The sequence below is a fragment of the Corynebacterium sp. UBA4397 genome (genome assembly GCF_002390965.1).
Lineage (GTDB): Bacteria > Actinomycetota > Actinomycetes > Mycobacteriales > Mycobacteriaceae > Corynebacterium > Corynebacterium flavescens.
The window spans coordinates 90,596-116,332 of sequence record NZ_DGRD01000031.1; the positions used below are offsets into that span (position 1 = coordinate 90,596).

A 25,737-nucleotide genomic window follows, 5' to 3' on the forward strand; every position below is an offset into this window, starting at 1 on the left:
GCGGTTTCGATGACTCGGCTGGGAAAACAGAAAAACCTCACCTCCCAACTCCCCGGCAAGCGGCTCTTCCTCCTAAGAAGGAAAGCGCGCGTAACTGGGAAGATACGGAAAGTGAGGTTCTACCTCGCCGAGTAATACCCTCGGCTTAAGACTCGATACTGCGGGGACTAGCGGCGCAGACCCAAGCGAGCAATGAGGTCGCGGTAGCGGTCAACGTTGTTGGCTGCCAGGTACTTCAGCAGTCCACGACGGCGACCAACCATCAGCAACAGACCACGACGGGAGTGGTGATCGTGCTTGTGGGACTTCAGGTGCTCGGTCAGGGTGTTGATGCGATCCGTCAACAGTGCAACCTGTGCCTCGGGGGATCCGGTATCGGTCTCGTGCAGGCCAAATTCCTTGAGGATTTCTGCCTTGCGCTCAGTGGTCAATGCCATGAGTAAATCTCCTAATTATATTTCAGTCCACATGAAATTCCCGCGCTTTAAAGCGCCGCCGCAACTGCTGTGGACCGCAGTAGCTAAGCCGAGGGGAGATTCTACCGGAAGATGATGGGCTTTCCAAAACAGAGCTTCTCAGGCCTGGAAGTACTCTTCGAGGGTGTCAACGAAGGTTGCGACAAAGCGCGGGACATCTACTTCAATTGCCACATGCGCGGTTTTTAGTGGGTCTGCTAAGCGCGTTTCATCGCCAATGGTGCGGCCGCGAGTAGGCCCTGTGGTATCGCATTTAAGGTTGGTATCAAAGACAGTTACTAGAGAAGGGTCCGCCGCGACGGCGACCGCCAGAGGATCATGTAATCCGCAGCCACCGAGGTGGGGCGATGTCGTGGCATAGGCACGAATGTAGTAGTTCGCCATCTCTGCATACGCACGCCCAGCGGCGGTCTCCGTCCGCCTCCACCGCGCGGTGTCATTGGCCCGCAAGAGGGTCTGCAGCGTGACGTCGAGGCCCACCATCGTGATATTGCCGCCCTGCCGGAATACGGCATCGCTCGCCTCCGGATCTTGGGAGACATTCGCCTCTGCCCAAGCACTCACGTTGCCCGGCACGGTCAGGGCTCCGCCCATCATGACGATTCGAGCCTGGCGCGCGAACTCCGGGCTGGAGCTCATCGCCGCAGCAATCGTCGTTGAAGGCCCCGTGGGGATCACGGTGAGATCCTCGCCATAGCGTGCAAAGGAAGAAACCAAAAAGTCTACCGCCGTTGCCTCGGCCGGCCCGCGCCGCGGTGCAGGTATCTCCACCTGCCCCAGCCCGTTGGCGCCGTGGATAAATGCGGAAATAGGCTGCACCCGAAAGCCTGGCCGCTCTGAACCTAGGAAAACGGGGACTTCGGGTGCACCAAGCAGCTCGAGCAGGGCAAGCGTATTGCGCACTCCCTGCTCCACCGTGACATTGCCATAGGTACTGGTAACGCCGATGAGCTCCAGATTGGGATGGGCCAAGGCATAGGCCAGGGCCAATGCGTCATCGATACCGGTATCGAGATCCAAGATGACTTTCATGAGGACTCAACCGGTGAGACCCGCAAGAAGTACTCGTCGAGGGCCCATCCCCGCTCCTGCGCGTCACGGGCAAGAACCTTCCGCGCGGCCGATACGTCCCGCGCCATTGCTGCCAGCAGCTCATCGACCGAGTTGAACTTGACCATGTCCCTGAGGTGATCAACGAACTTCACTGTGGCCTCATGTCCGTAGAGATCGGCCTCACGGTCGAGGACAAAGGACTCGATGGAGCGTTCCTCATCGCCAAAGGTAGGGTTGGTGCCCACCGAGATTGCCGCCGCATAGGCCCGTCCCGGCTCCATGTTTCCTTGGACCGGCGCTGCGCAGGGCTCGATAATAAACCAGCCCGCGTAGACTCCATCCGCCGGAATGGCGGTGGTATCGGGGAAGTACTGGTTGGCGGTGGGAAATCCAAGTTCGCGGCCTCCTCGACCAGCGCCACGCACCACCGGCCCGGTGACGGTAAAGTGCCTGCCCAGCGCCCAGTTGGCGCTGCGGATATCACCTGCGACCAAGGCGGCGCGGATGTTGGTCGAACAGATGTTGACCCCGCCGTCGTTAAGCAGGGCGATAATATCCACGCTAAACCCATACTCTTTCCCGAGCTGCGCCATAACCTGCGCCGTGCCTGCCGCATCAGCGCCGAAGCTGAAGTTCTCCCCCACTACGACGTGGCGCGCATGCAAGGCGTTGACCACCATGGTCTCCACGTACTGCCGGGCATCGAGGCCGACGAGCTCCTTGGTGAAATCAATCACGAGGACCGCCTGGATGCCCATCTGCTCCGCCAATTGCAGGCGGCGCTCAAAGCTAATGACCGATACCGGAGCGCGCTCAGGCAAAAACACTGAAACCGGGTGGGGATCGAAGGTAACCATGACCGGCACGAGGTGTTCTGCCTTCGCATGCGCGACCGTGGCCTTAATCAGCTGCTGATGTCCGCGATGGAGGCCATCAAAGACGCCTATCGTCACCGCCGTCGCGCCGAGATCGGCGGGGATGTCCTCGATTCCGTACCAAATATCCACGGGCTCTATGTTAGAGCACGCGCGGGGGTGACATAGACTGCAGGGCATGACTGACGCTCTCGCCTCCTCCGGACTACTCATCGTGGACAAGCCAGCCGGGTTGACATCGCACGACGTCGTCGGGCGTGTGCGCCGCTACTTTCACACCAAGAAGGTAGGTCACGCGGGCACGCTCGACCCCATGGCAACAGGGGTCTTGGTGCTGGGGATCGAGCGCGGTACCAAATTCCTGGCGCACCTTGTCGCCTCGACAAAGTCTTATGACGCCACCATCCGGCTGGGCTTTGCCACCCATACGGACGACGCGGAGGGTGAGAAGACCTGGGGGCACAGCGCCGACGAGGTCGCAGATGCCGCGGTGGCTGCCGCAATTGCACGCCTGACCGGTGACATCATGCAACGCCCCGCAGCGGTCTCCGCCATCAAGATTGATGGACGCCGCGCCCACGAGCGTGTTCGCTCGGGCGAGGAAGTGGAGATTCCCGCGCGCCCCGTGACCGTCAGTGCTTTCGACGTGCTTGATTCGCGGCGCACGGAGGGCTTCCTCGATCTCGACGTCTCAGTGCGCTGTTCCTCGGGCACCTACATCCGCTCCCTCGCGCGCGACCTCGGTGAGAACCTCGGAGTGGGCGGGCACCTCACTGCACTTCGACGCACCACCGTCGGTCCTTTCGGCCTCGAGAACGCCCGGACATTAAAGGAACTTGAGGCCAATCCGCACCTGTCGCTTAGTCTCGACGAGGCCCTTACCTCCTGCTACGCCGTCGTCGATGTCACCGCAGAAGAAGCCGCAGCCCTGGCGATGGGCAAGTGGCTGGAACCCCGTGGCCTGAAAGGTATTCACGCCGCCGTTAGCCCGGATGGCCGCGCCGTTGCCCTGATTCAGGAGAAGGGCAAACGCCTGGCCACCGTCTTTGTAGCACGGCCCTCAACGCTCTAGTCAGGGACTTCCGGCTGGCCTTCCTGCGGTATTTCTTCAGACCACGCCTAGAGGGCTCAATTTAGCGGGCGAAGTCAGCAATGGTCGGCACCACGGTAGAGACAATCACGTAGCCATCCCGGATGGTCCAGCGCCCGTTGATGAGCGGCACCGGGGTGGGACGGGCAAGAATATAGGCGATGAGAGTTCCGTCTTCGCGCAGATCTATCTCTGCCTGGTCAAAATCAAGCCAGCGATGCGTCAATGGGAACCAGGCCTTATACGTGGCTTCCTTGGCGCAAAAGAGCAAGCGGTCAGAGCAGCTAACCCCTGCCTCTCGCAGCCGGCCCAGCTGCTCTAATTCCCCGGCACGTGCGATCATGGTCAGCACGTTTTCCGGCAGCGGCTCCGCAGGTTCGGCATCCAATCCCATCGAGCGAATCTCACGCGAGGGTGCTACCACGGCCGCGCGCAAGCCATCCGTATGAGTCATGGAACCCACGAAGCCACGTGGCCACAAGGGCATGCCGCGCTCGCCCCGCAATATCAGCTCACCGACGGAACTACCGAGCTCGTGCAGCGCCTGGTGGGCACACCACCGCGCGTCCCCGAACTCCGCCTTGCGGCTATCAACCGCCTGGGAAACTAGGGATTGCTCACGCGGATCCAGCTGCGAGAAGTTGAGGAGATCCGAATACTCCGGCTGCGTTCGCACGTAGCAATAGCGCGCAGAATCTGGGAACAAGTTCGGCTCTATCATCTAATTCGCCTCCTGCGTACTCAAGACCGGATAGGGCCAAGGTTGGATGTCTCCATGGGCCTGCCATTCCCGGGGATATCCCAGGGAGACCTCAATATGCTCCACCCCGTCCACAGTAAGCACGGAGGGCATATGGAGATGCCCATAGATCACCGCTTGGGCGTGGTAGCGCCGCGGCCAGGAGCGAGTATGGCGAGTCCCGCACCACAGCGCGATCTCAGCCCAGCGCATGCGCAGCGTCGGTTCTTGGACAAGGGGCCAGTGGTTGATAAGGATGGTCGGCCCCTCAACCCGCGAAAGGCGCTTTATCGAATAGGCCAAGCGGTCCCAGCACCACGCACGGATGTCAACAAAAGGCGCTATGGCGAACTCATCGGTCATGATGATCTGCTTGGCCTTGGCATTCTCAATGGCCTGCTCAACCGTGGTGCCCGCGGGACGGAAACTGTAGTCGTAGAGGGTAAACAGCGGCACTATTGTCACTCCAGCGAAGACCGGATAAGGATCTTCCGGGGTTATCACGCCTATCTCACGGCAGCCTTCTACCAGCTCGGTATACTTCTCGCGGCCTTGGAATCGGTCTTGGGAACGCGAGAATAGCTCGTGATTGCCCGGCACCCAGATAACCTGGGCGTAGCGCCGTTGCAGCTCGTGGAGAATCCGCAGTACCAACTCCGTGCGCTCGGCCACGTCTCCGGCGACGATGAGCCAGTCCGCAGGATCGGGCGGCACTAGCTCGTCGATCCTCCCGCCGTTAATCTTTACCGCAGCGTGGAGATCTGAGACTGCCCAAAGCGTTGCCATGGCTGCCATCCTTTCTCTACTGCTTAGTTTCTACCACAGCCCATTTCATTGACTGGAAGCGGAGGACCACCGCTATCATGCGGAAGGCAATGAATGCTCCGAGCCCGCACCACACTCCCGCCAGTCCGGCATCGAGCAAATAGGCCAGCCAGACTCCGGGGAGGAATCCGCACACCACGGAGGCGATGGTTATTGTGCGCAGAAAAGCGGCGTCTCCGGCGCCAAGCAAAACCCCATCCAAGGCGAAGACCACTCCCCCGCAGGCGATCATGGCCACCATGATGAGCCAGGGAGTAGCCATGGCATCGAGCACCGAGGTATCAGTACTAAACAAACGCGGAATGGCGCCTGATCCCATAAAAATGCCTATGTCCAGCAGCAGAGAGAAAGCCGTGGAGTAGGCCACGACGCGCAGGCCTACCCCGCGCGCCTTCTTGATGGAGCCAGCCCCCAGCGCGGCTCCTGTGAGGCTTTGGGCCGCGATCGCCAAGGCGTCGAGTACGAGGCTCAAGAAGTTCCACAGCTGCATCATAATCTGGTGTGCCGCTAGGGATGAGGTTCCAAAGCGCGCGGCCACTGCCGCCGCTGACAAGAACGCCACTTGGAAGCTCGCCGAGCGCAAAATAAGGTCGCGCCCCAAGACAAGCTGCCGCTTGACGACGTCCATTCGAAAACGCCAGCTCCCCTTGTGCTCGCGGGCCAGCTCCACCAGAAAGGCCACTGCGATGATTCCCATCCCCAAGACCGTGGCCCATGCAGATCCCGCCAACCCCCACCAGTGCACGAAAAGCGGAACTGCGGCCGCACCCGGAATGAGCCCAGCAAGCGTAAAAAGCAGCGGCTTCGTAGTATTTTGTACTCCGCGCATCCAGCCATTTCCCGCCATCTCAACGAGAGTAAGGGGAATGGCGAAGGCCGCGATGCGCATCCATAGGGCGGCGCCCTCCGCGGTAGTGGGGTTGCCCGTTAACAGCTGCGCGAAGAAGCCCGCGCCAATCCAGATGATCGCGGCCAAGAGCAGACCGACGCCGAGTGCAATATAGGTGGCCTGAACTCCTTCGGCGACGGCTTCTTGCCGCCTTCCCGCTCCATAAAGGCGGGCCGAGCGCGCAGTTGTGCCATAGGAAAGAAAAGTCAGCTGGGTGGTCACAACGGAGTGTACAGTCGCTGCCGCAGCGAGGGAAGCCAAGTCCTGGGAGCCCAGTTGACGGCCAACAATAGCAGTATCAAAAAGGAGATAAAGCGGCATAGCCGCGAGGACTCCCAAGGCAGGGACTGCCAAGCGGAACACGTCCCAAGCACGAACCGTGCCAGCCGCTACCTCACCTCTATCCGCGTGCACGTCATCGGAGCCCGGCTGCCGGCGCCTTATCAAGACATGACCTCAACTAGTTGCGCCACCGCCTCACTGGCCGTTCCGTGCGCGGTATAACCCGCCGCAGGAAGGTGCCCTCCACCTCCCATACGCAGGGCAATTTCTGCGCAGTTGATGGTGGAAGATCGCAAGGAAACGGCCCAGACCTGAGGCGCCATTTCCTTGAACACCACACCCATATCTGTTCCTTCGAGCGCACGGACGAAGTCGACCAAGGACTCTACAGCGGAGTCCGTGTGCCCACCGATATCATCCAGGCTTGCCACCAGAATACCTAAGCTATGTGCACCGGCCTGCTCAATGGACAGGCTTTGGAAAACGCGTCCCAGCATTTGAATATCTTCCACAGTGGTGGAATCGAGCAAGTCGACAGCAATCTGCTTGGTGTCCAGGCCGTAGCGCATCAAGCGTGCGGCCAGCGTGTGCATGCTAGGACGGCCCCAGCGGAAGCTGCCTGTATCCGTGACCAGCCCCGCATACAGGCAGTGTGCAATAGCACGATCTACCTGCAGCGACATCTTGTCCATCACGTCAATCAAGACCACTGTGGTGGACTCACAGGCTACGTCTACGAGGTTGACTGAGCCAAACCCCTCGTTGGAGGCGTGATGATCGATGCACAAGAGCCGACCCTCCTCGCGGGCGCGCTCCAGCCCCGGTGCCAGGTAGCCGGTGCGATCTAGCGCGCCGCAATCTACAGTGACATAAAGGTCGAAGCCCAGCGGCAACTCCTGCGTCAGCTCGATCTCCTCGGACTTGGGAATGCTCAAAAGGTTGCCGGAAATCTCGCGGTCCTGACCGATGAGCGCACGCACTTCCTTCCCACGCTGGCGCAAGCCCAACATGAGCGCCGTTGCCGAACCAATGGCATCGGCATCGGGGCGCACGTGCGTGACCACGCAGATGCTGCCGGCATCCACCAGCGCGTTGACCGCGCCGGCATAGTCGGTGCGCGACACCTAGCTTTCTTCCTTCGTGGAGTCCTTATAAGGATCTGCCTCCCCCGCAGGCTGGGCATTTTCCTTCAGCTTGGCCAATTCCTCGTCGCGCGCGCGGGCGCGTGCCAAGAGCTGCTCCATGTGCGCGGATGACTCCGGCACAGTGTCAAGCTCAAAGCTCAGCGTGGGAGTAAAACGAACCGAGAGCTGGTCTCCTACGATCTTGCGCAGCTGACCACGGGCACGATGTAGCGCCTCTGCGGCTTGGGCATAGTCTGGCTCCTGGCCAATCTCCTTGCCGCGGACCGTGTAATACACCGTCGCATCATGGAGGTCACCCGTTACTCGGGTATCCGTGATGGTTACTAACTCCAGGCGCCGGTCCTTGACCTCGCGCTCAATGGCTACGGCAACTATTTCCTGGATTCTCTTCGACATTCGTGCAGCACGTGCGTGGTCTGCCATGGTGTCCACCTTCCTCTGCGACTCCATACGTCGCGTGGTCTTTCCGAGCAGTCTCACTTTCACCCGGCAATCGAGCTGGGCAGATTATCGGGAAAGCGTACGCTAATTTTCTCCGCCAATCCTAGTGCAGACTTCGTGCTCGCACCTAAATAGTGCCACCTTTATCTGTCACCTTAGTGTCATCTATGTGACATCGGACGTCAAAAAAGGGTCGGCCCCTTCCCCGCACCTGAGTGTGGAAAAGGGCCCGACCCTTTGTATCCGCCGAAACTAGAGGACTCTAGTCGCGGGGAACCTCGACCTCTTCGTAGGCCTGGACGCGGTCGCCCACCTGGATATCCGGGTAGGACAAGACCATGCCGCACTCGTAGCCGGCAGACATCTCGTTGACGTCGTCCTTCTCGTGGCGCAGGGACTCGATCTTCGCGTCGTTGACAATGACATTGCCATCGCGCACGATACGGACCTTGCCGTTGCGCTTGATCTTTCCATCGGTGACCATGCAGCCTGCGATGGTTCCAATGGAAGAGGACTTGAACAGGGCACGGATCTCGGCCTCGCCGGTCTCGCGCTCCTCGTAGATTGGCTTGAGCATGCCCTTGAGAGCCTGCTCGACTTCTTCGATGGCTCGGTAGATGACGGTGTAGTAACGAATATCTACGCCCTCATTGTGCGCTTCCTCCGTAGCTTTGCCCTCTGCACGGACGTTGAACGCGATAATAACGGCGTCGGAAGCAGCGGCCAGCGAAACGTTGGTCTGGGTAACGGCACCCACACCACGGTCGATGATGTTGAGCTGCACCTCGTCGTCGATCTTGATGTCCAACAACGCGTCCTCGAGAGCCTCGACGGAGCCAGCGTTGTCGCCCTTGAGGATAAGGTTGAGCGTCGAAGTCTCCTTCAACACCGCATCCAGATCCTCGAGGGAGACGCGCTTGCGCGTCTTGGCCTGCATGGCGGAACGCTTACGGGCATCACGCTGCGCGGCAATCTGACGCGCCACGCGGTCATCCTCCACAACCAAGAGGTTGTCGCCAGCGCCGGGGACACCGTTAAGGCCCTGGACCTGCACTGGACGGGAAGGACCAGCTTCTTCGACGTCATGCCCGAACTCGTCAAGCATGCGGCGCACACGGCCGTGTGCATCGCCGACGACGATGGAGTCGCCGACGCGCAAGGTACCGCGCTGGACGATGACGGTTGCGACAGGGCCGCGTCCGCGGTCGAGGTGGGCCTCGATCGCCACGCCCTGGGCATCCATGTCTGGGTTAGCAGTCAGCTCCAGAGCGGCATCAGCCGTAAGGATAACTGCCTCGAGCAGATCATCGATGTGCGTACCGGCCTTGGCAGAAATGTCGACGAACATGGTGTCGCCGCCGTACTCCTCCGGAATGAGCCCGTACTCCGTGAGCTGGCCACGGATCTTCTCCGGCTGAGCCTCCGGCTTATCGATCTTGTTGACCGCGACGACGACAGGAATACCGGCCGCCTTGGCGTGGTTGATTGCCTCAACGGTCTGTGGCATGACGCCGTCATCGGCTGCGACAACCAAGATAGCCAAGTCCGTGGACTTAGCACCGCGGGCACGCATGGCGGTAAAGGCCTCGTGACCAGGGGTATCCAGGAAGGTAATCGTCCGCGGGCCATCCTCGAGATCGACGGTGGTCTGGTAAGCACCGATGCCCTGGGTGATGCCTCCGGCCTCACCCGCGCGCTCGTTGGTCTTACGGATGGAGTCGAGCAAGCGGGTTTTACCGTGGTCAACGTGGCCCATGACGGTAACGACAGGAGGACGCTTTTCAAGCTCCTCGTCGCCGCCCTCGTCCTCACCGAACTGCAGATCGAAGGACTCGAGCAGCTCGCGGTCCTCGTCCTCGGGGGAGACGACTTCAACCTGGTAGTTGATCTCGGCACCAAGCAACTGCAAAGTTTCCTCGGACACGGAGGCGGTAGCGGTGACCATCTCACCCAGGTTAAACAGAGCCTGCACCAATGCTGCGGGATCCGCACCGATCTTCTCAGCGAAGTCGGAGAGCGAAGCGCCGCGACGCAGACGCACGCTGGCGCCCTTGCCATCGGGCAAACGAACGCCACCTACGACGTTCGGTGCCTGCATTGCCTCGTACTCATTACGCTTTTGACGCTTGGACTTCTTGCCCCTGCGCGGTGCGCCACCTGGACGCCCGAATGCACCAGCAGTGCCGCCGCGCCGTCCGCCACGACCGCCTCCGCCGCCACCGGCACGGAATCCGCCTGGTGCACCGCCTGGACGTGCGCCCTGGCCGGTTCCACCTTGGCCACCGCGGCCACGACCGCGGCCTCCACCGGCGCCAGCTGCCTTAGCCGGCATAGCGCCTGGGGTGGGATGGGAAGGCATCATCGCGGGCGATGGTCGACGGCCTCCTGCTGGACGCTCCGTGCGGTGTCCGCCATCGGAATGCCCTCCGTGGCCCTTGTTAGCACCACGGTTGCCTTCGCCCGGCTTCGTACCGCGCTGGCCCTTGGTGCCGCCAGGACGAGGCCCCGGACGACTCGAGCCGCCGCCGGTAGAGAACGGGTTATTCGCTACACGCCGAGTGCCACCAGGCTTCGGCATCGAACGAGGGGTGACACTGCTGGGGCTTGGACGATCGCCGGACTTCTCCAGCTTCTCATCGTGGCGAGACTTATGCGCAGGCTTCGGTGCGCCGGGCTTTGCCGCCTTGGCGCCGTGCGGCTTCGGTGCCCCCGGTTTCGCAGCTGCGGCAGGCTTGGCTCCACCACGCAGTGCAGCAGGCTTAGCAGCTTCGGACTTGGAGGCCTCTACCTTGGATGCCTCAGGCTTTGCGTCGGCGGACTTTGCAGTCGCAGCCTTTTCTGCTGCCGGCTTCGCTGGCGCCTTATGGCCCGGCTTAGGAGCAGCAGACTTAGCTGCACCCGGCTTGGGGGCAGCAGGCTTATGAGCGCCTGGCTTGGCAGCCTTGGCGCCCTTGTCGGCGGGCTTGGACCCACCTTGTGCTTCATAGTGTGCACGCATCTTCTTGACCACCGGGGGTTCGATGGTCGAGGATGCGGTCTTGACGAACTCGCCTTGCTCCTTGAGCGCGGCGAGGAGTTCCTTGCTGGTTACTCCGAGCTGTTTTGCTAGCTCGTGAACACGTAACTTTCCGGGCACTTGTCTCCTCTGGTTGTTTCCTAGAGACCAAGACCGCGGGAAGTGGCCTGACCTCTAGTTATTTGCGTATGACTTTCATCGCTGATGCTTCATCGTTGTGCGCTCATCAGTGTTCGGTCTTCCTTTTAACTATGGATCGGACGGGCAATTTGCCCGCCGACTGCATCTATCTGGATTGTTCCTCCAGATACTCACGTACGTGGCCTGTGTCCACGTGGGTAGACATTCGGAGTGCACGCCCGAAGGCATTCTTGCGCTCCGCCAGCTCTAAGGCAGAAAGATCCGGTTTAAACCAAGCTCCCCTGCCGGGCAGCCGGCGAAGCGGATCCGCCAGTATTCGGCGCCCTTGTGGGTCTGCGCTATCCGCAACAACCCGCAATAGCTCCGAATCTGGATACCGGCGACGCGTGGCGATACACGTCCGAAGCCGTTGTCCTTGAGACATTCAACTCCTTCAAGCTGGTGCGGTAGAACAACTACCGCGCCTGCCACGTCAACCGTATTCTGCAATTGGGCCGTATGTTAGTCTACGCGAAACTTGCGCGAATGATTAATCTGCTCGCTTCGCGCGCGCCGCCAGCCCGCAGGTACCCCCAATTATTCTTGGGACTCGACCTGATCAGCGTCGGAATGAATGTCGATCTTCCAACCCGTCAGTCGCGCCGCCAGGCGGGCGTTCTGGCCTTCCTTGCCAATGGCCAGAGAAAGCTGGTAGTCCGGCACCGTCACGCGTGCTACCTGCGCCTCAGGATCAACGATCTCTACCTTGACGACCTTAGAAGGCGCGAGAGCATTACCAACATATGCGGCCGGATCCTCGGCGAAGTCAATGATGTCAATCTTCTCGCCGCCTAGCTCACGCATGATGTTGTGCACACGCTGACCACGGGGGCCGATGCAGGCACCCTTGGCATTCAGCCCCTTGGCGTGCCCGACGACGGAAACCTTGGAACGGTGACCCGCTTCCCTAGCAATAGAAATGAGCTCAACCGAGCCTTCCTCGACCTCAGGAATTTCCAACTCGAAAAGCCCGCGAACAAACTCCGGGTGGGTTCGCGACAGGCTTATCTGCAGCTTGGCTCCGTTGCGGTTGACACCAACCACGTAAGCCTTGACGCGGTCGCCGTGCTTGAGCTTTTCGCCAGGGATCTGCTCGGCCGGCAGAAGCACTGCATCTTGGGAGTCGAGCTCCGTGCCCAGCTGCACTACGACAATGCCCTTTTCATTAGCGTAGACATCACGCTGGACTACGCCGGATACTACTTTTCCAGTCAGCTCCGAGTAAGAGTCATAGGCGCGCTCGGCCTCGGCCTCGCGCAGCTTGCGCAAGATGGCATCGCGGACGGCCTGGGCTCCTACGCGCCCGAAGTTATCTGGGGTGTCATCGTACTCAGTGACAACCTCACCCGACTCGGGATCCAGCTCGGAGACAATGACAGTGACCTCACCCGTACCTGCATCAATGTCCACGCGGGATTTGGAGTTCTCAGCTTTACCATCCATGCTTTCAGCGCGGTAATCAAGGTAGGAGTACAAAAGAGCTCCGGCGATGGCCTCGAGCAGCTGCTTGACGCGCACACCGCGCTCAGCCTGAATGGTACGCAGTGCTTCAAGATCAATATTCACTTGTTAATCCTCTCGGGTTACCGAGTTCTCCTCGGCGAATTCAAACGTTGCTTGTGCGGCTTCCTTCTCCCACTCGGGGGGAAGCGCAAACTCAATTTCTACCACCGCATGGTCTATGTTTTCCAATCGCTCGATGGAGAAAACCGCGTTCTTGCCCTCGCTGCTAATCAGAGCAACGCGCTTCTCGGCTGGATCCAGAGCGCCGATGCGTACGAGCTGCCTTTTACCCGCCATGTTGAGAGCAACCTTGCGCCCACGATTACGACGCCAATGCCGGGCGGCTTGGAGGGGAAGGCCAACTCCCGGAGTCGACACCTCCAGGGTATAGCCTGCACCGAAGTCCAGGAGCCCCTCCTCTTCCTGCGCGTCGAAGAAAGCAGAAATCTCTTGGGAGACCTTTTCAATAACGTCGGAATCGGGCGGAGTATCGCCATCGATGTGCACTACAACCTTCGACTTCTTTCCTGCCCTGGTGACCTTGATGTCTTCCACGTCAAGATCACGGTGTCCCAGGATCGGGGACAATAACTGCGTCAGTTGCTCTGAGTTAGGGAAAGCCATGTGAACTAGAGTACGTGCAACGGGTACAGTCTCTTGCGTGAACCCCCGAGTATTAGCCGCTGTTTCCCTCTTGACTTTGCCCCTTCTTACCGGATGCCAGCTTGTGGATTCCACGGTGGATTACTTCGGCCCTCGCCCGGATGAGAACCTGGAGAAGCTTGCGCATCGCGCCCAAGAGGACTCTCTTGCACTGGCGGGCATAGATGCCGAGGCCGCCAGCGTACGCGCGCGCCAGGCAGATGAGCTTTATTCGGAGATTTCGCGTTTGTGCGGAACCATCGACGGCGTCGCTCCCCGCTCTTGTGCGGTGGAGAAGCCCACCGCACCTAGTGCTGTTCCTCCGGGCGATTCCCCTGCGACAGAAATCCTTCAATCGGCGGCTGATCTTTCGATAGCAGGTTTGGGCACAGTTCATGTCGAGTCGCGTCCACTGGTCGTGGAACAGGCAATAGAACTCGAACAACAGGTTTCCATGTCCAAAGCCAGCTCCGCATCTTCTTCACAGGAAGCAGAAGCGGCCGAACCGGATGCCAAAGAATCTCTGCCTGCCTTACCCGGCTTCAAGAAGGGGATGGACCCGGCGGTTTCTGATGGCGCCACCGATCTGCTGAACTGGGAGTACATGCAATTGTTCGCCCTTGATTTCGCTCGTTCCTACGCCGACTCGGGCTTGCTAAACACCATAGACAGCCGTCTCCGCGATCATGAGGAACGCATCCGCGCGCTGCAAGGCGCGCTAGCACCCTTGGGACCTGTGCCGCAGCCTGCTCTCGCTTACCAGCCCGCAGCCGAGACTCTGCCCACTAATGCCGAGGAAGCACAAGCCTTTGTGGAAAGTCTTGCCGCTTCTGACTCACAGAAGTGGGCCTCGGCCGCCAGCACCCAGGCGGAGAAGCTTAAATCGGAGGATTCGCTCGCCGATTGGCGCTCCTGGCTCATCGCCGTGGCCGCGCAGTCTCGCTCTTACTAGCCGTGTCCCCCGCCGCTTGTATGCTCAGCTAGATGAAGTCTCAAACAATCCGCCGCTTTAGGTGGTTGTCCCTCTTGCTCCTCATTCTCGGCGCCGCTGCACTGACTTTGGGCGGAGTGGACCAGCCGGAATCTGGAACCTCTACCCTGCCCAAAGGCGCCGAATCCACCACGGTGGCGCAGTTGCAGGAAAAGGCCGCACAAGAGGACTCCGATGCTTCCTCTGCGCAGGCTGCGTTGGTATTTTTCAGCTCCGAGCAGCAACTCGATCTGGCATCAATGGCTCAACGCGCAGCTGAGCTGGGCGGACCTCTTATCCCCAGCGACGACGGCACAGCGGCCTTGATTCCCGTCGAGGTTCCTGCCGGCACTGCCACGGACAATGCGGTGGCAGTTGCTAATCTGCGCGAATCCGCCGCGCAAGATCTCCCCGCAGAGGTTAACTCGCAGGTGACAGGTCCCGCCGCGATTCAGGCCGATTTAGCCAATGTTTTTGAAGGCGCAAACTTCTTGTTGCTTTCCGTCACTGCGGCAATCGTGGCCATCTTGCTTATCATCACTTACCGCTCCCCCGTTTTGTGGATCCTGCCGCTGGCCGTCATCGGCGTGGCTGATCGCGTGGCCGCTACCCTCTTCACCTATGTTCTCGATGCCTTCGGCCTGTCCTGGAATGAGTCTACCGCCGGCATCCTATCGGTGTTGGTCTTCGGCGCTGGCACGAATTATGCACTCTTGCTCATCTCCCGCTACCGCGAAGAACTCACCCGCCACGAGGACAGGTTTGGCGCCATGGCGCGCTCATGGCTTCCCACCCTCACAACCGTGTCTGCCTCCGCCGGAACCGTCATCCTCGGCGTGGCCTGCCTGCTCTGGTCCTCCGTTCCCGTAACTCAGGGATTAGGCGCTGCAGCCATGGTGGGCATCGCCATCGCCTGGGTCTTCGCGCTCTTCGTCCTTCCGGGCGTGCTCGTCACATTCGGACGCTGGATCTTCTGGCCGCGCCGCCCCGAGGCCGGGCACAAGCTCAGCCATGGATTCTGGGACCGGGTGGGAGGCGTCGTCGCCAAGCGCCCGAAACAGATCGTGGCCTGCTCCATCGTTGCCCTAGGTATCTGCTCACTGGGATGCCTTCAAATCAACACCGGCATCACCGAGGCAGACCAGTTCATCGACACCCCCGAATCCATCTCCGCCGCAAGCGAACTCGAGGAGGCCTTCCCCCAACAATCCGCGACGCCGCCGATCCTTGCCACACGCGACGCCTCCGCTACCGAAGCCGAGCTTGCGTCCCTCGGCGCCACCGCGACCGCACGCCCTGGTAACCCGGAAGGATGGACCTTACTCCAAGTCTCCGGCGCCGACATCGACGAACTGCGCACAGCATTTTCCGGTAGCGATGTCCTGGTGGGCGGCCCCGAGGCAGAACTCATGGATGAGGAGGCCGCTGCCGCCAGTGACCGCGAGATTATCTTTCCCCTCATCTTGCTGCTGATTCTGGGCGCGCTCATCATCATGCTGCGCAGCCTGCTCGCACCGCTCATCATGGTGGCTTCAGTCTTGCTGACTAATCTCGCGGCACTGGGACTGGGCTGGTGGCTGTCTCATTATGTGTTTGGCTTCGACGCCTTGGCCTCCACCACTCCGCTCTACGCCTTCGTATTCCTCGTAGCACTGGGCATTGACTACACCATCTTCCTCATCACTCGCGCCCGTGAAAACGCCCGCGACATGGGCACTCGAAAAGGAATACTCACGTCATTGTCCGCTACCGGTGGCGTCATCACCTCCGCGGGCGTGCTCCTGGCAGCGGTCTTTGCCGCGCTGGGAGTCTTGCCGCTGGTGGTGCTCGCGCAGCTGGGGATCACCGTGTTTGTCGGGGTCTTGCTCGACACCCTCATCGTGCGCACCCTGCTCGTTCCAGCACTCGTTGAACTGCTGGGAGAAAAGTTCTGGTGGCCCGCCCGCGGCTTCACGCCAGCTGAAAGCCGGCCAGCTTAAAGTCAGAGACCTTTTAGGCCGCGTGCATTGTATTCTCCCCGTGGCCGGCCTTAGGTTGAGCACTCGTGACGGAGAGTCCGTCCGCATTCGACGACGGAGAGTCCGTCCGTATGTCAGCGAACAAAGCAACCCAAGCTAGAAGGAGATTATCGCAATGACTTCCCGCGCAGCACTCTTTTCCTTGTCCGCAGCCGCAGCCATGAGCACCGCCGTACTTGCCGCCCCCAGCGCGGGTGCCGCGCCTGCAGGTGCCTGGGAACAGGTCGCCGCCTGCGAATCCGGCGGGGATTGGAGCATCAACACGGGCAATGGCTACTACGGCGGCCTGCAATTCGACGCCCAGACGTGGAACGGATACGGCGGACAGGCTTATGCCCCCACCGCTGACCAAGCCACGCCGGAGCAGCAAATTGCGGTAGCCGAGCAAGTCCTCGCCGTCCAAGGGGCGGGAGCCTGGCCCAACTGCGGCGGCCCGGTGGCGGGCTAGCCGCGCACCAACTCGAGGAGCCGGGAGACGATCTCACTGGCGGGGACCTCGAGAGTCTCCCCGCCGCGGATGCGCAGCTCGATGATGCCATCGGCAAAAGCGCGTCCCAAGATGGCTACGAAAGGCATGCCCAACAACTCGGCATCCTTGAACTTAACGCCCGGCGAAACCTTCGCACGATCGTCGAAAAGCACCTCTAGGCCTGCTGCGTCGAGCTCCTCAACGAGCTTGGCGCCGGCCTCGAGTGCTGCGGCGTCCTTGTTGGCCACCGCAACGTGGACCTGGTAGGGCGCGATTTCCACCGGCCAGCGCAGACCCTTGTCGTCGTGGCGCTGCTCGGCCAGCACAGCAAGCATGCGGGTAATGCCTATGCCATAGGAACCCATGGTGGGCGTTGCCCGCTTACCATTCTCATCGAGGATTTGCACGTCGAAAGCCTCGGTGTACTTGCGGCCTAGCTGGAAAATGTGGCCCAGCTCAATGCCGCGCTCTAGGGTCAAGGTGCCCTCGCCGTCCGGAGCGGGGTCGCCTTCCTTGACCTCAGCGGCCTCAATGTAGTGGTCCACCTCGAAATCACGTCCAGCCACAAGGCCAACGACGTGGCGATTGGGAGCGTCCGCACCGGTGATCCAGGAGGACCCCTTGACTACCCGCGGATCGGCATAGACCGTGACGCCATTGGCGTTGAGGGAACGAGGTCCCACATATCCCTTGGCCAGGAAGCGATTCTTGGCAAAGTCTTCCTCACTAGCCAGCTCGAACTCCGCAGGCTCAAGCGCGGCCTCGAGGCGCTTTTCATCCAAAGCCCTATCCCCCGGTAATAGCACGCCTGCCAGCTCCCACTCGGCATCCGGGCGGGCGTCACGGATCTTGACAACCATGCACTTGAGCGTGTCCGCACCGGTGACAGCATGGCCAGCGACCTCGATGTTTTCCGCATGTGCCCAATCCACCAGCGAATCGATGGTGGGAGCATCCGGCGTTTGATACTCCACTGCGGCGGGCTGCCCCTCGATGGGTACCTCAGCCGGGGCTGGGGTGATAACGGCCTCGACGTTGGCTGCATAATCGCTGTTCGTTGCGCGAACGAAAGTGTCCTCGCCGACCTCGGAGACGGCAAGAAATTCCTCGGAGGCGGAGCCGCCCATTGCACCGGAGGTGGCCTTGCAGATGGCGTAGTCGATCTCGAGGCGGTTAAAAATGTTTTGATAGGCGCGACGGTGGCGCGCATAGGCCTCATCGAGGCCGGCATCAGTCATGTCGAAGGAGTAGGAATCCTTCATGATGAACTCACGGCCACGCAGCACACCGGCGCGAGGGCGCTCCTCGTCGCGGTACTTGGTCTGAATTTGGTACAGCGTGACGGGAAAATCCTTGTAGGAGGAGTACATATCCTTGACCGCGCTGGCAAACATTTCCTCGTGGGTGGGCCCGAGCAACATGTCTGTCCCACGACGGTCCTTAAGGCGGAAGAGGTTGTTTCCATATTCCGTCCAGCGGTTCGAGGTTTCATAGGGCTCGCGGGGCAAAAGAGCGGGGAAAAGCATTTCTTGTCCGCCGATCGCGTTCATTTCTTCTCTTACGATTTCCTCAATCTTGCGCAGGGTCCGCAATCCCAGCGGCAGCCAGGTGTAGACTCCGGGCGCCGCACGACGGACGTACCCGGCGCGGACGAGGAGCTTGTGGCTGGGGACTTCGGCATCAGCCGGGTCCTCACGAAGGGTGCGAAGAAAAAGCTGCGAAAGACGTGTAATCATGCAGAGAAATATACCCCGCTACCCTAGATACATGCTCATCATCCTTCCTCCTTCCGAAACCAAGTCGCCGGGAGGCGACCACCCGCCGCTCGATTTCTCCAGCTTGTCCTATCCTGAGCTCACCTCCATACGCGAGGATATTGCACGAGACCTGCGCCGTTTAAACGTGGATGAGGCACTCAGCGTCCTCAAAATCTCGCAGAAGCTGCGCCCAGAAGCTGAGGCAAATAGGCACCTGTTATCTACCCCCACCACGCCGGCGCTTCTGCGTTATACCGGGGTGCTCTATGAGGCGCTAGATGCGCCAAGCCTGCCAGAGAATGCTTGGGCGCGTTTGGCTATCGGCTCTGCGCTCTTCGGGGTTGTGGGTGCCCGGGATCTTATCCCCCACTACCGTCTCTCCGGCGGCACCAAGCTCCCCACTTCTGACGGCCACCTTCCCACGATGAAGGCCCGCTGGGGAACCGCCATAACGGATGCCTTAAAAGATTCTGCAGAGTTGATCGTGGATCTGCGCTCCGGCACCTACCAACAACTGGGCAAGGTGCCCAGCGCGGTGACCGTGCGGGTGGAGACGGTGCAGCCTGATGGTTCCCGCAAGGTGGTCAGTCACTTCAACAAGCACTACAAGGGGCAGTTGGCCCGTGTCCTTGCTATGAGCCCTAATGATGCTTTCCGTCTTGAAGACGTTGCCGCCATAGCCCGCAGCGCCGGAATGGAAGTCGAAGAACACGCGGAGGGGCGCAATGTGCTCAACCTCGTGGTCTAGGCGGGGCTGCGGGTGAGGGTTTCGATGTAGCGCAGGCTATTGCGCGGCAACAGGCATTCGGTGGCAATGCGGATGCCCTTGGCCACGCGCCGCTCATCGCGCGCGGTATAAAGCTTGGCGACGACGCGGTCACGCAGATCCCAGGGCGAAATGGTGTTGATGTAGATCTTGGTTCCTCCCTCGAATCCTGCCAGGGTGGAGATGCGCAACTTAATCATCACGCGCCACGGCTGCGGGAGCTCGACATCAGCGGGGCGGTGATGCCACTCCTCGTTACACGGGACATCGGCACCCACCGCAGCATGCGCGGCGTGGATGAGGTCACTGACCCCTGTTAACTCGGCGTTCGTGTGCAGCCACGGCTCACAGGTCTTCGCCTTTGAGAAGATCTCGAGGGTGGGATAGCGGTGCCCGAATCCTGCCAGCAATACGGCGTGGTCATTCTCGGCGATAACCAGATTCTGCTTCGCCGCGTAGTCCACGGCCCACTCGTTGTACATGTTGGGGTAGCGGCGTTGCAGCTCTACCTCCCTATGGGAGGCCATGCCGCGATCATCAATAGCGACAACCTGCTTGTGCAGGTGATCGAAGGAGGCGCCGGCAGCCGCAAGCCAATTTTGGAAGGCCACCACATAGTCGGCGTAACGGTTTCTTTCGTAGAGGTCCCGGATAGCGTCTGCGGTGAAGGCGGTAAAGAGGGCGTGTTCCTCGGGGCTGAGGGTTCCTGAGGAAGCGAGCTGCGAGTCATCGGTGGCGCCATTGATAAAGTGCCGCGCCGCGATGATGACATCGTGCCCGCCAGCAAAGAACCCGGCGGCTTGCTCTAGAAGCTTATCTTCCGGGGCATCGCCAAGCTTAGCCGCAGCCCGCTTGGTGCGGATGGTCTTAAGTACATGCTCGCGGCCCGCGGGATCAGCAAGATAAGACTCCATGCGCTGGCGAGTTTCCTCATCCATCTCGAAGCCATAGTTCTCACGCCAGTAGTCATAAGAGACGATCTCGAAGAGGTTAGGCACTCGTCGAAAGGAAGGAACTGATTGCTCGTACTCCTCAATCGGAACTCCGCGCAGGATTCCCCCAGATGGCAAGATGCGGGCTTTCTCTGGGGGCGTGTCAAGTTCACGCCCGTCACAAAAAGCGCAGCGGTAGTGAAAGTCATCCTCTGACAAAGGTGCTGGGTGAACCGCAGGGACAGAAAAGGGCCGACTGCCCCGGCCGGGAACTGTCCAGACCTCAGTGCCGGAAAAGGGATTGACTTGCTTGATGGTGCCATCCGCCATGGTTTGGATGGGCTCCATGCGGCTAAAGAGTGCTTCGCTCATGTTCCTTAGATTAACGGCATGCCTAGTGGGGTGGCTAGCGCAGCGCCTCTCACGGTGCATCCTCCCCACCCTTGCTTTGGTCTCAGGACAATCCCTGAGCGCTCATACCTCGGTATGAGCCGAAGAAATGGTCCCGGGGCACGATTTCTTTTCAGGCGAAAGCTAGCACGATGGAGAGCATGCTTAAAGTCGATAAACTAACAAAGCGCTACGGCCGCACGATTGCCGTCTCAGATCTCAGCTTCCATGCCCCCGATGGCGCCGTCACCGGTTTCCTCGGGCCCAACGGAGCCGGGAAGTCCACGACGATGCGCTGCATGCTCGGCCTCGACAAGATTGATGGCGGCAGCGTTCTCGTTGACGGCAAGCCCCTGCGTGCCACCGTGCACCCGGCAAGCCTGGTGGGCGCCGTCCTCGATGCCGGCTGGTACCACCCCGGTCGCACTGCCCGCGGGCATCTGAGAGTCACGGCTGCATCGGCGGGGATAGCCTCTTCCCGTGTGGACGAGGTTCTAGAGACGGTTGGGCTGACCCCCGCCGCCCACAGGCGCGTAGGCGGCTTCTCCCTTGGTATCAAGCAGCGCCTCGGATTGGCCTCTGCCCTGCTGGGAGATCCCCACAACCTCATCCTGGATGAGCCGGTCAACGGCCTCGATCCGGAGGGCGTGCATTGGATGCGCGAGGTCATGCGCTCTGCTGCGGAGGAAGGAAAGTGCGTTCTCGTCTCCTCACATCTTCTCTCAGAGATGCAGGTCGTGGCAGACCGGCTCGTGGTCATCGGGCAGGGCTCGCTGTTGGGCGAGTATTCCATGGACGAGTTCCTTGCCCAAGGTAAGAGGACGATTCAGGTGCACAGCGATGATGATGCCACCTTGTATTCACTGTTGCAGGGCTTGGGTGCTGAGGTAACCCGCACCCCACAAGGCCTGGTCCTACCTGTCGGTTCCCATGTGCCCGACTCCCTCGCTGTCTCGCGCACCTGCCGCGATGCGGACATCCTCATCCACTCGCTGCAGGAATCCACGCCCTCCCTGGAGGAGAACTTCTTGCAGCTGACCGAGACCGCCGCGGTTTATCGCGCCGACAAGTAACTTGCTTCCGCCCCCACTCATTCACCGTTGAGTCCATGCTCTCCACATCCTTAAGGAATTTCTTGTGCTTTCTGCCCTAAAATCAGAGCTGCTACGCCTGCTCACGCTGCGCTCCACACTCGTTTATGCAGTCTTATTGACCGGTACTCTCTATGGCCCTCCCGTGCTGATTGTCGCGCTTGACTCCGGTTCCGAATCCCCCACCTATACCGCCGCTGACCTGGGACAGTTCTCGGTTATCTTCATGATCGTCGCTATCGTATTCGCGGGTGCCTCCACGGCTGGGGAGATCCGCCGCGGCAGCCTAGGGGTTACATTCCTCACCCAGCGTTCACGCTGGGTGTCCTATCTCGCCCGCGCTGTCGTGGTCTGTCTCTTTGTCGCACTCAACTTCATCGTCGGCATGGCGCTAGCTTTGGGCGTATTCAAGGTGGGATCGGCGCAGGTCGATCTTTCCGGCGGCGGCGTGGCCTACTTAGCACTCAACTTGCTCTCATTGCTTTCCTTCGTGCTTATCACCATGGGCCTGGCCGCAGTAACGCGGTCCACCGCCGCAGCCATCGCCCTGCCTTTGGCCTGGCTACTCTTCATCGAAAGCCTCTTTGCTTCGGTGCCTATCAAGGCCTTCCAGGAGGTTGCCCAGTGGCTGCCACTGGTGAACTGGTCCTACCTCTTTGGCACGGTCTATCCCCCCGCAGCCAGCGAATTCATCACCCACGGCGCGGGTCCTGCCATCGCCGCGGTCAGCGTCTCCACCGCCATTTTCCTTGGCGGTGGGTGGTACTCTCACGTCGCACGAGACATCCCTGCCTAAGCGCTTCGTGTCTCAGAGCCCATACCTAGAATGTGGAGAATGATGAAAACCCTTGGCCGTTGGTTGCGCGATCACCGCACGCTGCTTACCGATTCCGTGCTTTCCTTCTTCATCATCGGCTATGGCTTCACCGTCAATACCTCCACCGCCCAATTCCGCGTCCAAGCAGTCATCTATGCCTTTCGCGCAGGACTCGTCACCGGGGAAGAACTGCCTCCGCAGTAGCTTCCGCACAGAATCTTCCATCAGAGGCTTCCCCCGCTGCTGCTCCGGGTTCGTGATTCCTTAACTACTATCGCTATTAGTAGTTAAGGTTGACGCTCAGTATCGAATCAAGCTCTGCGTCGAATGAAAGTGAACCCAATTCGCTAGGAGGCTGCGATGGGCTGGGTAGATAATGCCATCTGGTGGCACGTATATCCCTTGGGGTTTTGCGGTGCGCCGATTCGGGAGCCGGACGAATCCGCACACGGGCCGCGATTATTGCGCCTTGTTAATTGGCTCGATTACGCCGTAGAACTCGGGGCTTCGGGGCTGTTGCTTGGACCGGTGTTTGCCTCACACACCCATGGCTACGATAGCCTCGACCAGTTCCACCTAGATAGGCGTTTAGGCAGTGATGACAACCTCGCGGAGCTCATCACGCAGTGCCATGCGCGTGGCTTGCGCATCATCTTTGATGGGGTTTTTAGCCACGCCTCCGCGCAGCACCCAGCCCTCCTGCGGGCGTTGCAGCAAGGTCCTGACAGCCCTGAGGCAGCGCTTTTCGACGTCGATTGGCAAGCCCCAGGCGGGCCTCAGCCCCGAGTGTTCGAGGGCCACGCGGATCTCGTGCGCTTCAACCACGAGACGAAGGAGACTGAAAACTATGTCACGGAGGTCATGTGTCATTGGCTCGACCGCGGAATCGATGGATGGCGCCTAGACGCGGCCTATTCCATTGAACCTGCATTTTGGTCGCGGGTTCTGCCCCGGGTGAGGGAACATAACCCGCAGGCGTGGATTCTCGGCGAGGTCATTCACGGGGATTATCCCGAGTTCTTCGCTGCCTCTGGGGTCGATTCCGTTACCCAATACGAGCTGTGGAAGGCTATCTGGTCCAGTATCAAGGAAAAGAACTTATTCGAGCTGGACTGGTCGCTCAAACGCCACAATGAGTTCTTGGCGCACTTTATCCCCAATACTTTCATTGGCAACCACGACGTGACAAGAATCGCCAGCACTTTGGGCGAGGAAGGCGCAGTCACCGCGTTGGCAATCTTGCTCACCGTGGGAGGAATCCCCTCCATCTATTCGGGGGACGAGCAAGGGTTTACCGGCATCAAAGAAGACCGCCTAGGCGGCGACGACGCGGTTCGCCCTGCCTTTCCTGATAGCCCCGCCCAGCTCGCGCCGTGGGGATGGGACACCTACCGCGCCCACCAAGACCTCATCGGTCTGCGCCGCCGCCACCCCTGGCTTACCAGCGCCACCACGCAGCCCTTAGGCCTAGACAACACCGCCTACACCTATCGCGTTACCGCACGTGACGGTGAACGCAGCCCCGACTATCTCGAAGTCCACATCAACCTCGAGTCCCACCCCCACGTTATAATTCTTGATTCCTCGGGCACCGAGCTCTGGCGCCAGCAATAGGAACGCTGAAAGTTGAGAACATGCAGATCCGTGCAGATTTCCGTGCAGATTACAGAAAGCAGTGAGCGATGCAGCTAAGCCATGACTACGCAGAACACTTGCCGCAACTGGTACGGCTGTCTCAGGGCGAGGAGCAACCTGATCCACATCTACTCTTCCTCAACGAACCACTGGCGCTTGAGCTGGGATTCGACCCAGGATGGTTACGCTCGCCTGCGGGGCTCGATCTGCTCTTGGGACACGACACTGCCCATGCCATGGCCTATTCCGGATTCCAATTCGGCCAATTCAATCCCTATATGGGAGACGGCAGGGCGCTATTGCTCGGGGAGGCACGCGTCGGTGATGTCTTCCTTGATCTCCACGCCAAAGGTACCGGTCTCACCCCCTTCTCCCGTCCGGGATCTGATGGGCGGGCAACGCTAAGTTCCATCCTGCGCGAGTACCTTGTCTCCGAGGCCATGCATGCCTTGGGGGTGCCAACCACGCGGGGTCTGGCAGTCATTTCCACTGGACGTAAAATCCAGCGCGGTCACGTACGTCCGGCTGGCGTGGGCGTCCGCGTCGCGGCCAGTCACCTGCGAGTGGGAACCTTTCACTACGCGCAGCTCGGTGATGGCACTAATCAGCTACAGGCTCTCGCGGACTATGCAATAAGCAGGCACTACCCAGCCGCAATCAAGAGTGAAAACCCCTATAAGGAGTTCTTTCGGTTAGTTGTTGAATCGCAGATGCGCACCGTGGCCAAGTGGCAAAGACTCGGCTTTATCCACGGGGTGATGAACACAGATAACACCACGATTTCCGGACAGACCATTGATTATGGCCCCTGCGCCTTCATGGAGTCTTATGATCTTGCCACGGTGTTTTCTTCCATTGATAATGGCGGGCGCTACGCCTATGGCAATCAGCCACATATATTGGGTTGGAACCTGGCACGTCTCGCGGAATCACTCCTTCCGCTCTTTTCCTCAGATCCCAACGAGGCTGTCAGCTTTGCCCAAGAGGTGATGGACTTCTTCCCGGAGCGCTTCGAAGAGGAAATGTCAGCGCAGTGGGCAGCGGCGCTCGACACAACCCCCGAGGTCTTTGCCAGCTACCGAGAGGCCTTGGCGAGGAGACAACCAGATCTGACCCAAGCCCACCGTGCGCTGGTTGCAGCCGTGGGCGACGATTCAAGCCTTGCCCGTGAGCTTTTTGATGGAGAGGATTTCCTCAGCGCGTACTTATCCAGCGAACCTTCACCCAAGAAGGTAGATGATTCCTTTCCACGTGTCATTCCGCGGAACAGGCAGCTAGACGCAGCTTTGAAGCAAGCCGAAGCTGGAGACTTCGGAGCCTATCGCGAAATGCTTGAGGCAGTCATCCATCCTTGGAGGCCACATCCGCACTTCGAAGAACCAGACCCCACCGACTTGGCGGATTTCATGACATTCTGTGGGACCTAACTTGTCTCGGACTCGGCATGAAAACACAATAAGCGCCCTGCCTCTCCTTACATTGTGCGGGCAGGCAGCGCGCTTATGTGGCTCTTCCGGTTGTAGCCCGCATTGGTTTTGCTCAGTTGCCCTTAATACCAGGATCTCCTTGCTACCGCACTACCTAATTCTGGCTAGGCGGCCCGCCTGTGGATAACCGCCTTGGGCCTAGTGGGTTATCCACAGTTTCCTTGTTCGGTGCGGGTTGGGGATTGTCGCACCGCGTGGCGGTGTCCTAGCGTGGCGGGCATGGGCTTGCAGGAGTATTTCGCACAACTT

Annotated in this window: 24 protein-coding genes; 10 read left to right on the forward strand and 14 right to left on the reverse strand. The window is 60.1% G+C overall.

Going from position 1 to position 25,737, the window contains the following annotated elements:
• Positions 1-167: 167 nt before the first annotated feature.
• From rpsO to B2696_RS07140, 3 genes are all read right to left on the reverse strand, one after another.
• Positions 168-437, reverse strand: coding sequence for a 30S ribosomal protein S15 (gene rpsO, locus B2696_RS07130; protein ID WP_075729993.1), 270 nt, complete (start codon positions 435-437; stop codon positions 168-170).
• Between the two features lie 138 nt (positions 438-575).
• Entirely contained in the window at positions 576-1,508 is a 933-nt protein-coding gene (locus B2696_RS07135) for a nucleoside hydrolase (protein ID WP_286954716.1), read from the reverse strand.
• Complete coding sequence (locus B2696_RS07140; protein WP_376778847.1) at positions 1,505-2,584, reverse strand: bifunctional riboflavin kinase/FAD synthetase; 1,080 nt, start codon at positions 2,582-2,584, stop codon at positions 1,505-1,507. Before B2696_RS07140 ends, B2696_RS07135 begins: the two co-directional genes overlap by 4 nt.
• On the opposite strand from B2696_RS07140, the gene truB reads away from it, so the two are divergent.
• On the forward strand, positions 2,583-3,476 hold the full coding sequence (gene truB / locus B2696_RS07145; RefSeq protein ID WP_286954717.1) for a tRNA pseudouridine(55) synthase TruB: 894 nt from the start codon (positions 2,583-2,585) through the stop codon (positions 3,474-3,476). The two genes, B2696_RS07140 and truB, sit on opposite strands and share 2 nt — an antisense overlap.
• A 61-nt stretch (positions 3,477-3,537) precedes the next feature.
• On the opposite strand, the gene B2696_RS07150 is transcribed toward truB, so the two are convergent.
• The 9 genes from B2696_RS07150 to rimP all read right to left on the reverse strand — a co-directional run bounded on the left by B2696_RS07150 (position 3,538) and on the right by rimP (position 13,138).
• Positions 3,538-4,215, reverse strand: coding sequence for a 4'-phosphopantetheinyl transferase family protein (locus tag B2696_RS07150; RefSeq protein WP_286954718.1), 678 nt, complete (start codon positions 4,213-4,215; stop codon positions 3,538-3,540).
• A complete protein-coding gene (locus B2696_RS07155; RefSeq protein ID WP_286954719.1) occupies positions 4,216-5,019 on the reverse strand; it encodes a metallophosphoesterase family protein in 804 nt (267 codons plus the stop codon).
• Positions 5,020-5,035: 16 nt separating this feature from the next.
• Positions 5,036-6,361, reverse strand: coding sequence for an MATE family efflux transporter (locus B2696_RS07160; RefSeq protein ID WP_276622932.1), 1,326 nt, complete (start codon positions 6,359-6,361; stop codon positions 5,036-5,038).
• Between the two features lie 29 nt (positions 6,362-6,390).
• The gene (locus B2696_RS07165; RefSeq protein WP_075730000.1) at positions 6,391-7,353 is read right to left on the reverse strand and encodes a DHH family phosphoesterase; all 963 of its coding nucleotides are present in this window, start codon (positions 7,351-7,353) and stop codon (positions 6,391-6,393) included.
• Positions 7,354-7,797: a 30S ribosome-binding factor RbfA gene (gene rbfA / locus B2696_RS07170; RefSeq protein WP_075731181.1), complete on the reverse strand. Its 444-nt coding sequence runs from the start codon at positions 7,795-7,797 to the stop codon at positions 7,354-7,356.
• Between the two features lie 280 nt (positions 7,798-8,077).
• Positions 8,078-10,951, reverse strand: a complete 2,874-nt coding sequence (infB, locus tag B2696_RS07175; RefSeq protein WP_286954720.1) for a translation initiation factor IF-2 — start codon at positions 10,949-10,951, stop codon at positions 8,078-8,080.
• Between the two features lie 166 nt (positions 10,952-11,117).
• Positions 11,118-11,396: a YlxR family protein gene (locus tag B2696_RS07180; protein WP_276622914.1), complete on the reverse strand. Its 279-nt coding sequence runs from the start codon at positions 11,394-11,396 to the stop codon at positions 11,118-11,120.
• A 152-nt stretch (positions 11,397-11,548) separates the two neighbouring features.
• On the reverse strand, positions 11,549-12,577 hold the full coding sequence (gene nusA, locus B2696_RS07185; RefSeq protein WP_075730003.1) for a transcription termination factor NusA: 1,029 nt from the start codon (positions 12,575-12,577) through the stop codon (positions 11,549-11,551).
• Positions 12,578-12,580: 3 nt separating this feature from the next.
• Positions 12,581-13,138, reverse strand: a complete 558-nt coding sequence (gene rimP / locus B2696_RS07190; protein ID WP_075730004.1) for a ribosome maturation factor RimP — start codon at positions 13,136-13,138, stop codon at positions 12,581-12,583.
• Positions 13,139-13,175: 37 nt separating this feature from the next.
• Here rimP and B2696_RS07195 point away from each other — a divergent pair, with 37 nt between their 5' ends.
• The 3 genes from B2696_RS07195 (at position 13,176) to B2696_RS07205 (ending at position 16,592) form a co-directional block, all read left to right on the forward strand.
• Positions 13,176-14,108: a hypothetical protein gene (locus B2696_RS07195; protein WP_286954723.1), complete on the forward strand. Its 933-nt coding sequence runs from the start codon at positions 13,176-13,178 to the stop codon at positions 14,106-14,108.
• A 32-nt stretch (positions 14,109-14,140) separates the two neighbouring features.
• The gene (locus tag B2696_RS07200; RefSeq protein WP_075730006.1) at positions 14,141-16,105 is read left to right on the forward strand and encodes an MMPL family transporter; all 1,965 of its coding nucleotides are present in this window, start codon (positions 14,141-14,143) and stop codon (positions 16,103-16,105) included.
• 154 nt (positions 16,106-16,259) lie between these two features.
• Positions 16,260-16,592 (forward strand): transglycosylase family protein, encoded by a 333-nt coding sequence (locus B2696_RS07205; protein ID WP_075730007.1) that lies wholly within the window; start codon positions 16,260-16,262, stop codon positions 16,590-16,592.
• On the opposite strand, the gene B2696_RS07210 is transcribed toward B2696_RS07205, so the two are convergent.
• Complete coding sequence (locus B2696_RS07210) at positions 16,589-18,349, reverse strand: proline--tRNA ligase (protein WP_276622917.1); 1,761 nt, start codon at positions 18,347-18,349, stop codon at positions 16,589-16,591. The two genes, B2696_RS07205 and B2696_RS07210, sit on opposite strands and share 4 nt — an antisense overlap.
• 31 nt (positions 18,350-18,380) lie before the next feature.
• Between B2696_RS07210 and yaaA the strand changes: the two genes are divergently transcribed.
• Positions 18,381-19,118, forward strand: a complete 738-nt coding sequence (gene yaaA / locus B2696_RS07215) for a peroxide stress protein YaaA (protein WP_075730009.1) — start codon at positions 18,381-18,383, stop codon at positions 19,116-19,118.
• On the opposite strand, the gene B2696_RS07220 is transcribed toward yaaA, so the two are convergent.
• Positions 19,115-20,440, reverse strand: coding sequence for a DUF4921 family protein (locus B2696_RS07220; RefSeq protein ID WP_286954727.1), 1,326 nt, complete (start codon positions 20,438-20,440; stop codon positions 19,115-19,117). The two genes, yaaA and B2696_RS07220, sit on opposite strands and share 4 nt — an antisense overlap.
• A 179-nt stretch (positions 20,441-20,619) precedes the next feature.
• Here B2696_RS07220 and B2696_RS07225 point away from each other — a divergent pair, with 179 nt between their 5' ends.
• The 5 genes from B2696_RS07225 (at position 20,620) to B2696_RS07245 (ending at position 25,428) form a co-directional block, all read left to right on the forward strand.
• The gene (locus B2696_RS07225; protein ID WP_286954729.1) at positions 20,620-21,531 is read left to right on the forward strand and encodes an ATP-binding cassette domain-containing protein; all 912 of its coding nucleotides are present in this window, start codon (positions 20,620-20,622) and stop codon (positions 21,529-21,531) included.
• Positions 21,532-21,595: 64 nt separating this feature from the next.
• Positions 21,596-22,345 carry an ABC transporter permease subunit gene (locus B2696_RS07230; protein WP_084559169.1) on the forward strand — a complete coding sequence of 250 codons (750 nt, stop codon included), beginning with the start codon at positions 21,596-21,598 and terminating at the stop codon, positions 22,343-22,345.
• A 39-nt stretch (positions 22,346-22,384) separates the two neighbouring features.
• On the forward strand, positions 22,385-22,570 hold the full coding sequence (locus tag B2696_RS07235) for a hypothetical protein (RefSeq protein WP_286954731.1): 186 nt from the start codon (positions 22,385-22,387) through the stop codon (positions 22,568-22,570).
• Between the two features lie 156 nt (positions 22,571-22,726).
• Positions 22,727-23,980, forward strand: coding sequence for an alpha-amylase family protein (locus tag B2696_RS07240; protein ID WP_286954733.1), 1,254 nt, complete (start codon positions 22,727-22,729; stop codon positions 23,978-23,980).
• 68 nt (positions 23,981-24,048) lie between these two features.
• Positions 24,049-25,428 carry a protein adenylyltransferase SelO family protein gene (locus B2696_RS07245; RefSeq protein WP_286954735.1) on the forward strand — a complete coding sequence of 460 codons (1,380 nt, stop codon included), beginning with the start codon at positions 24,049-24,051 and terminating at the stop codon, positions 25,426-25,428.
• The last annotated feature ends 309 nt before the right edge of the window (positions 25,429-25,737 follow it).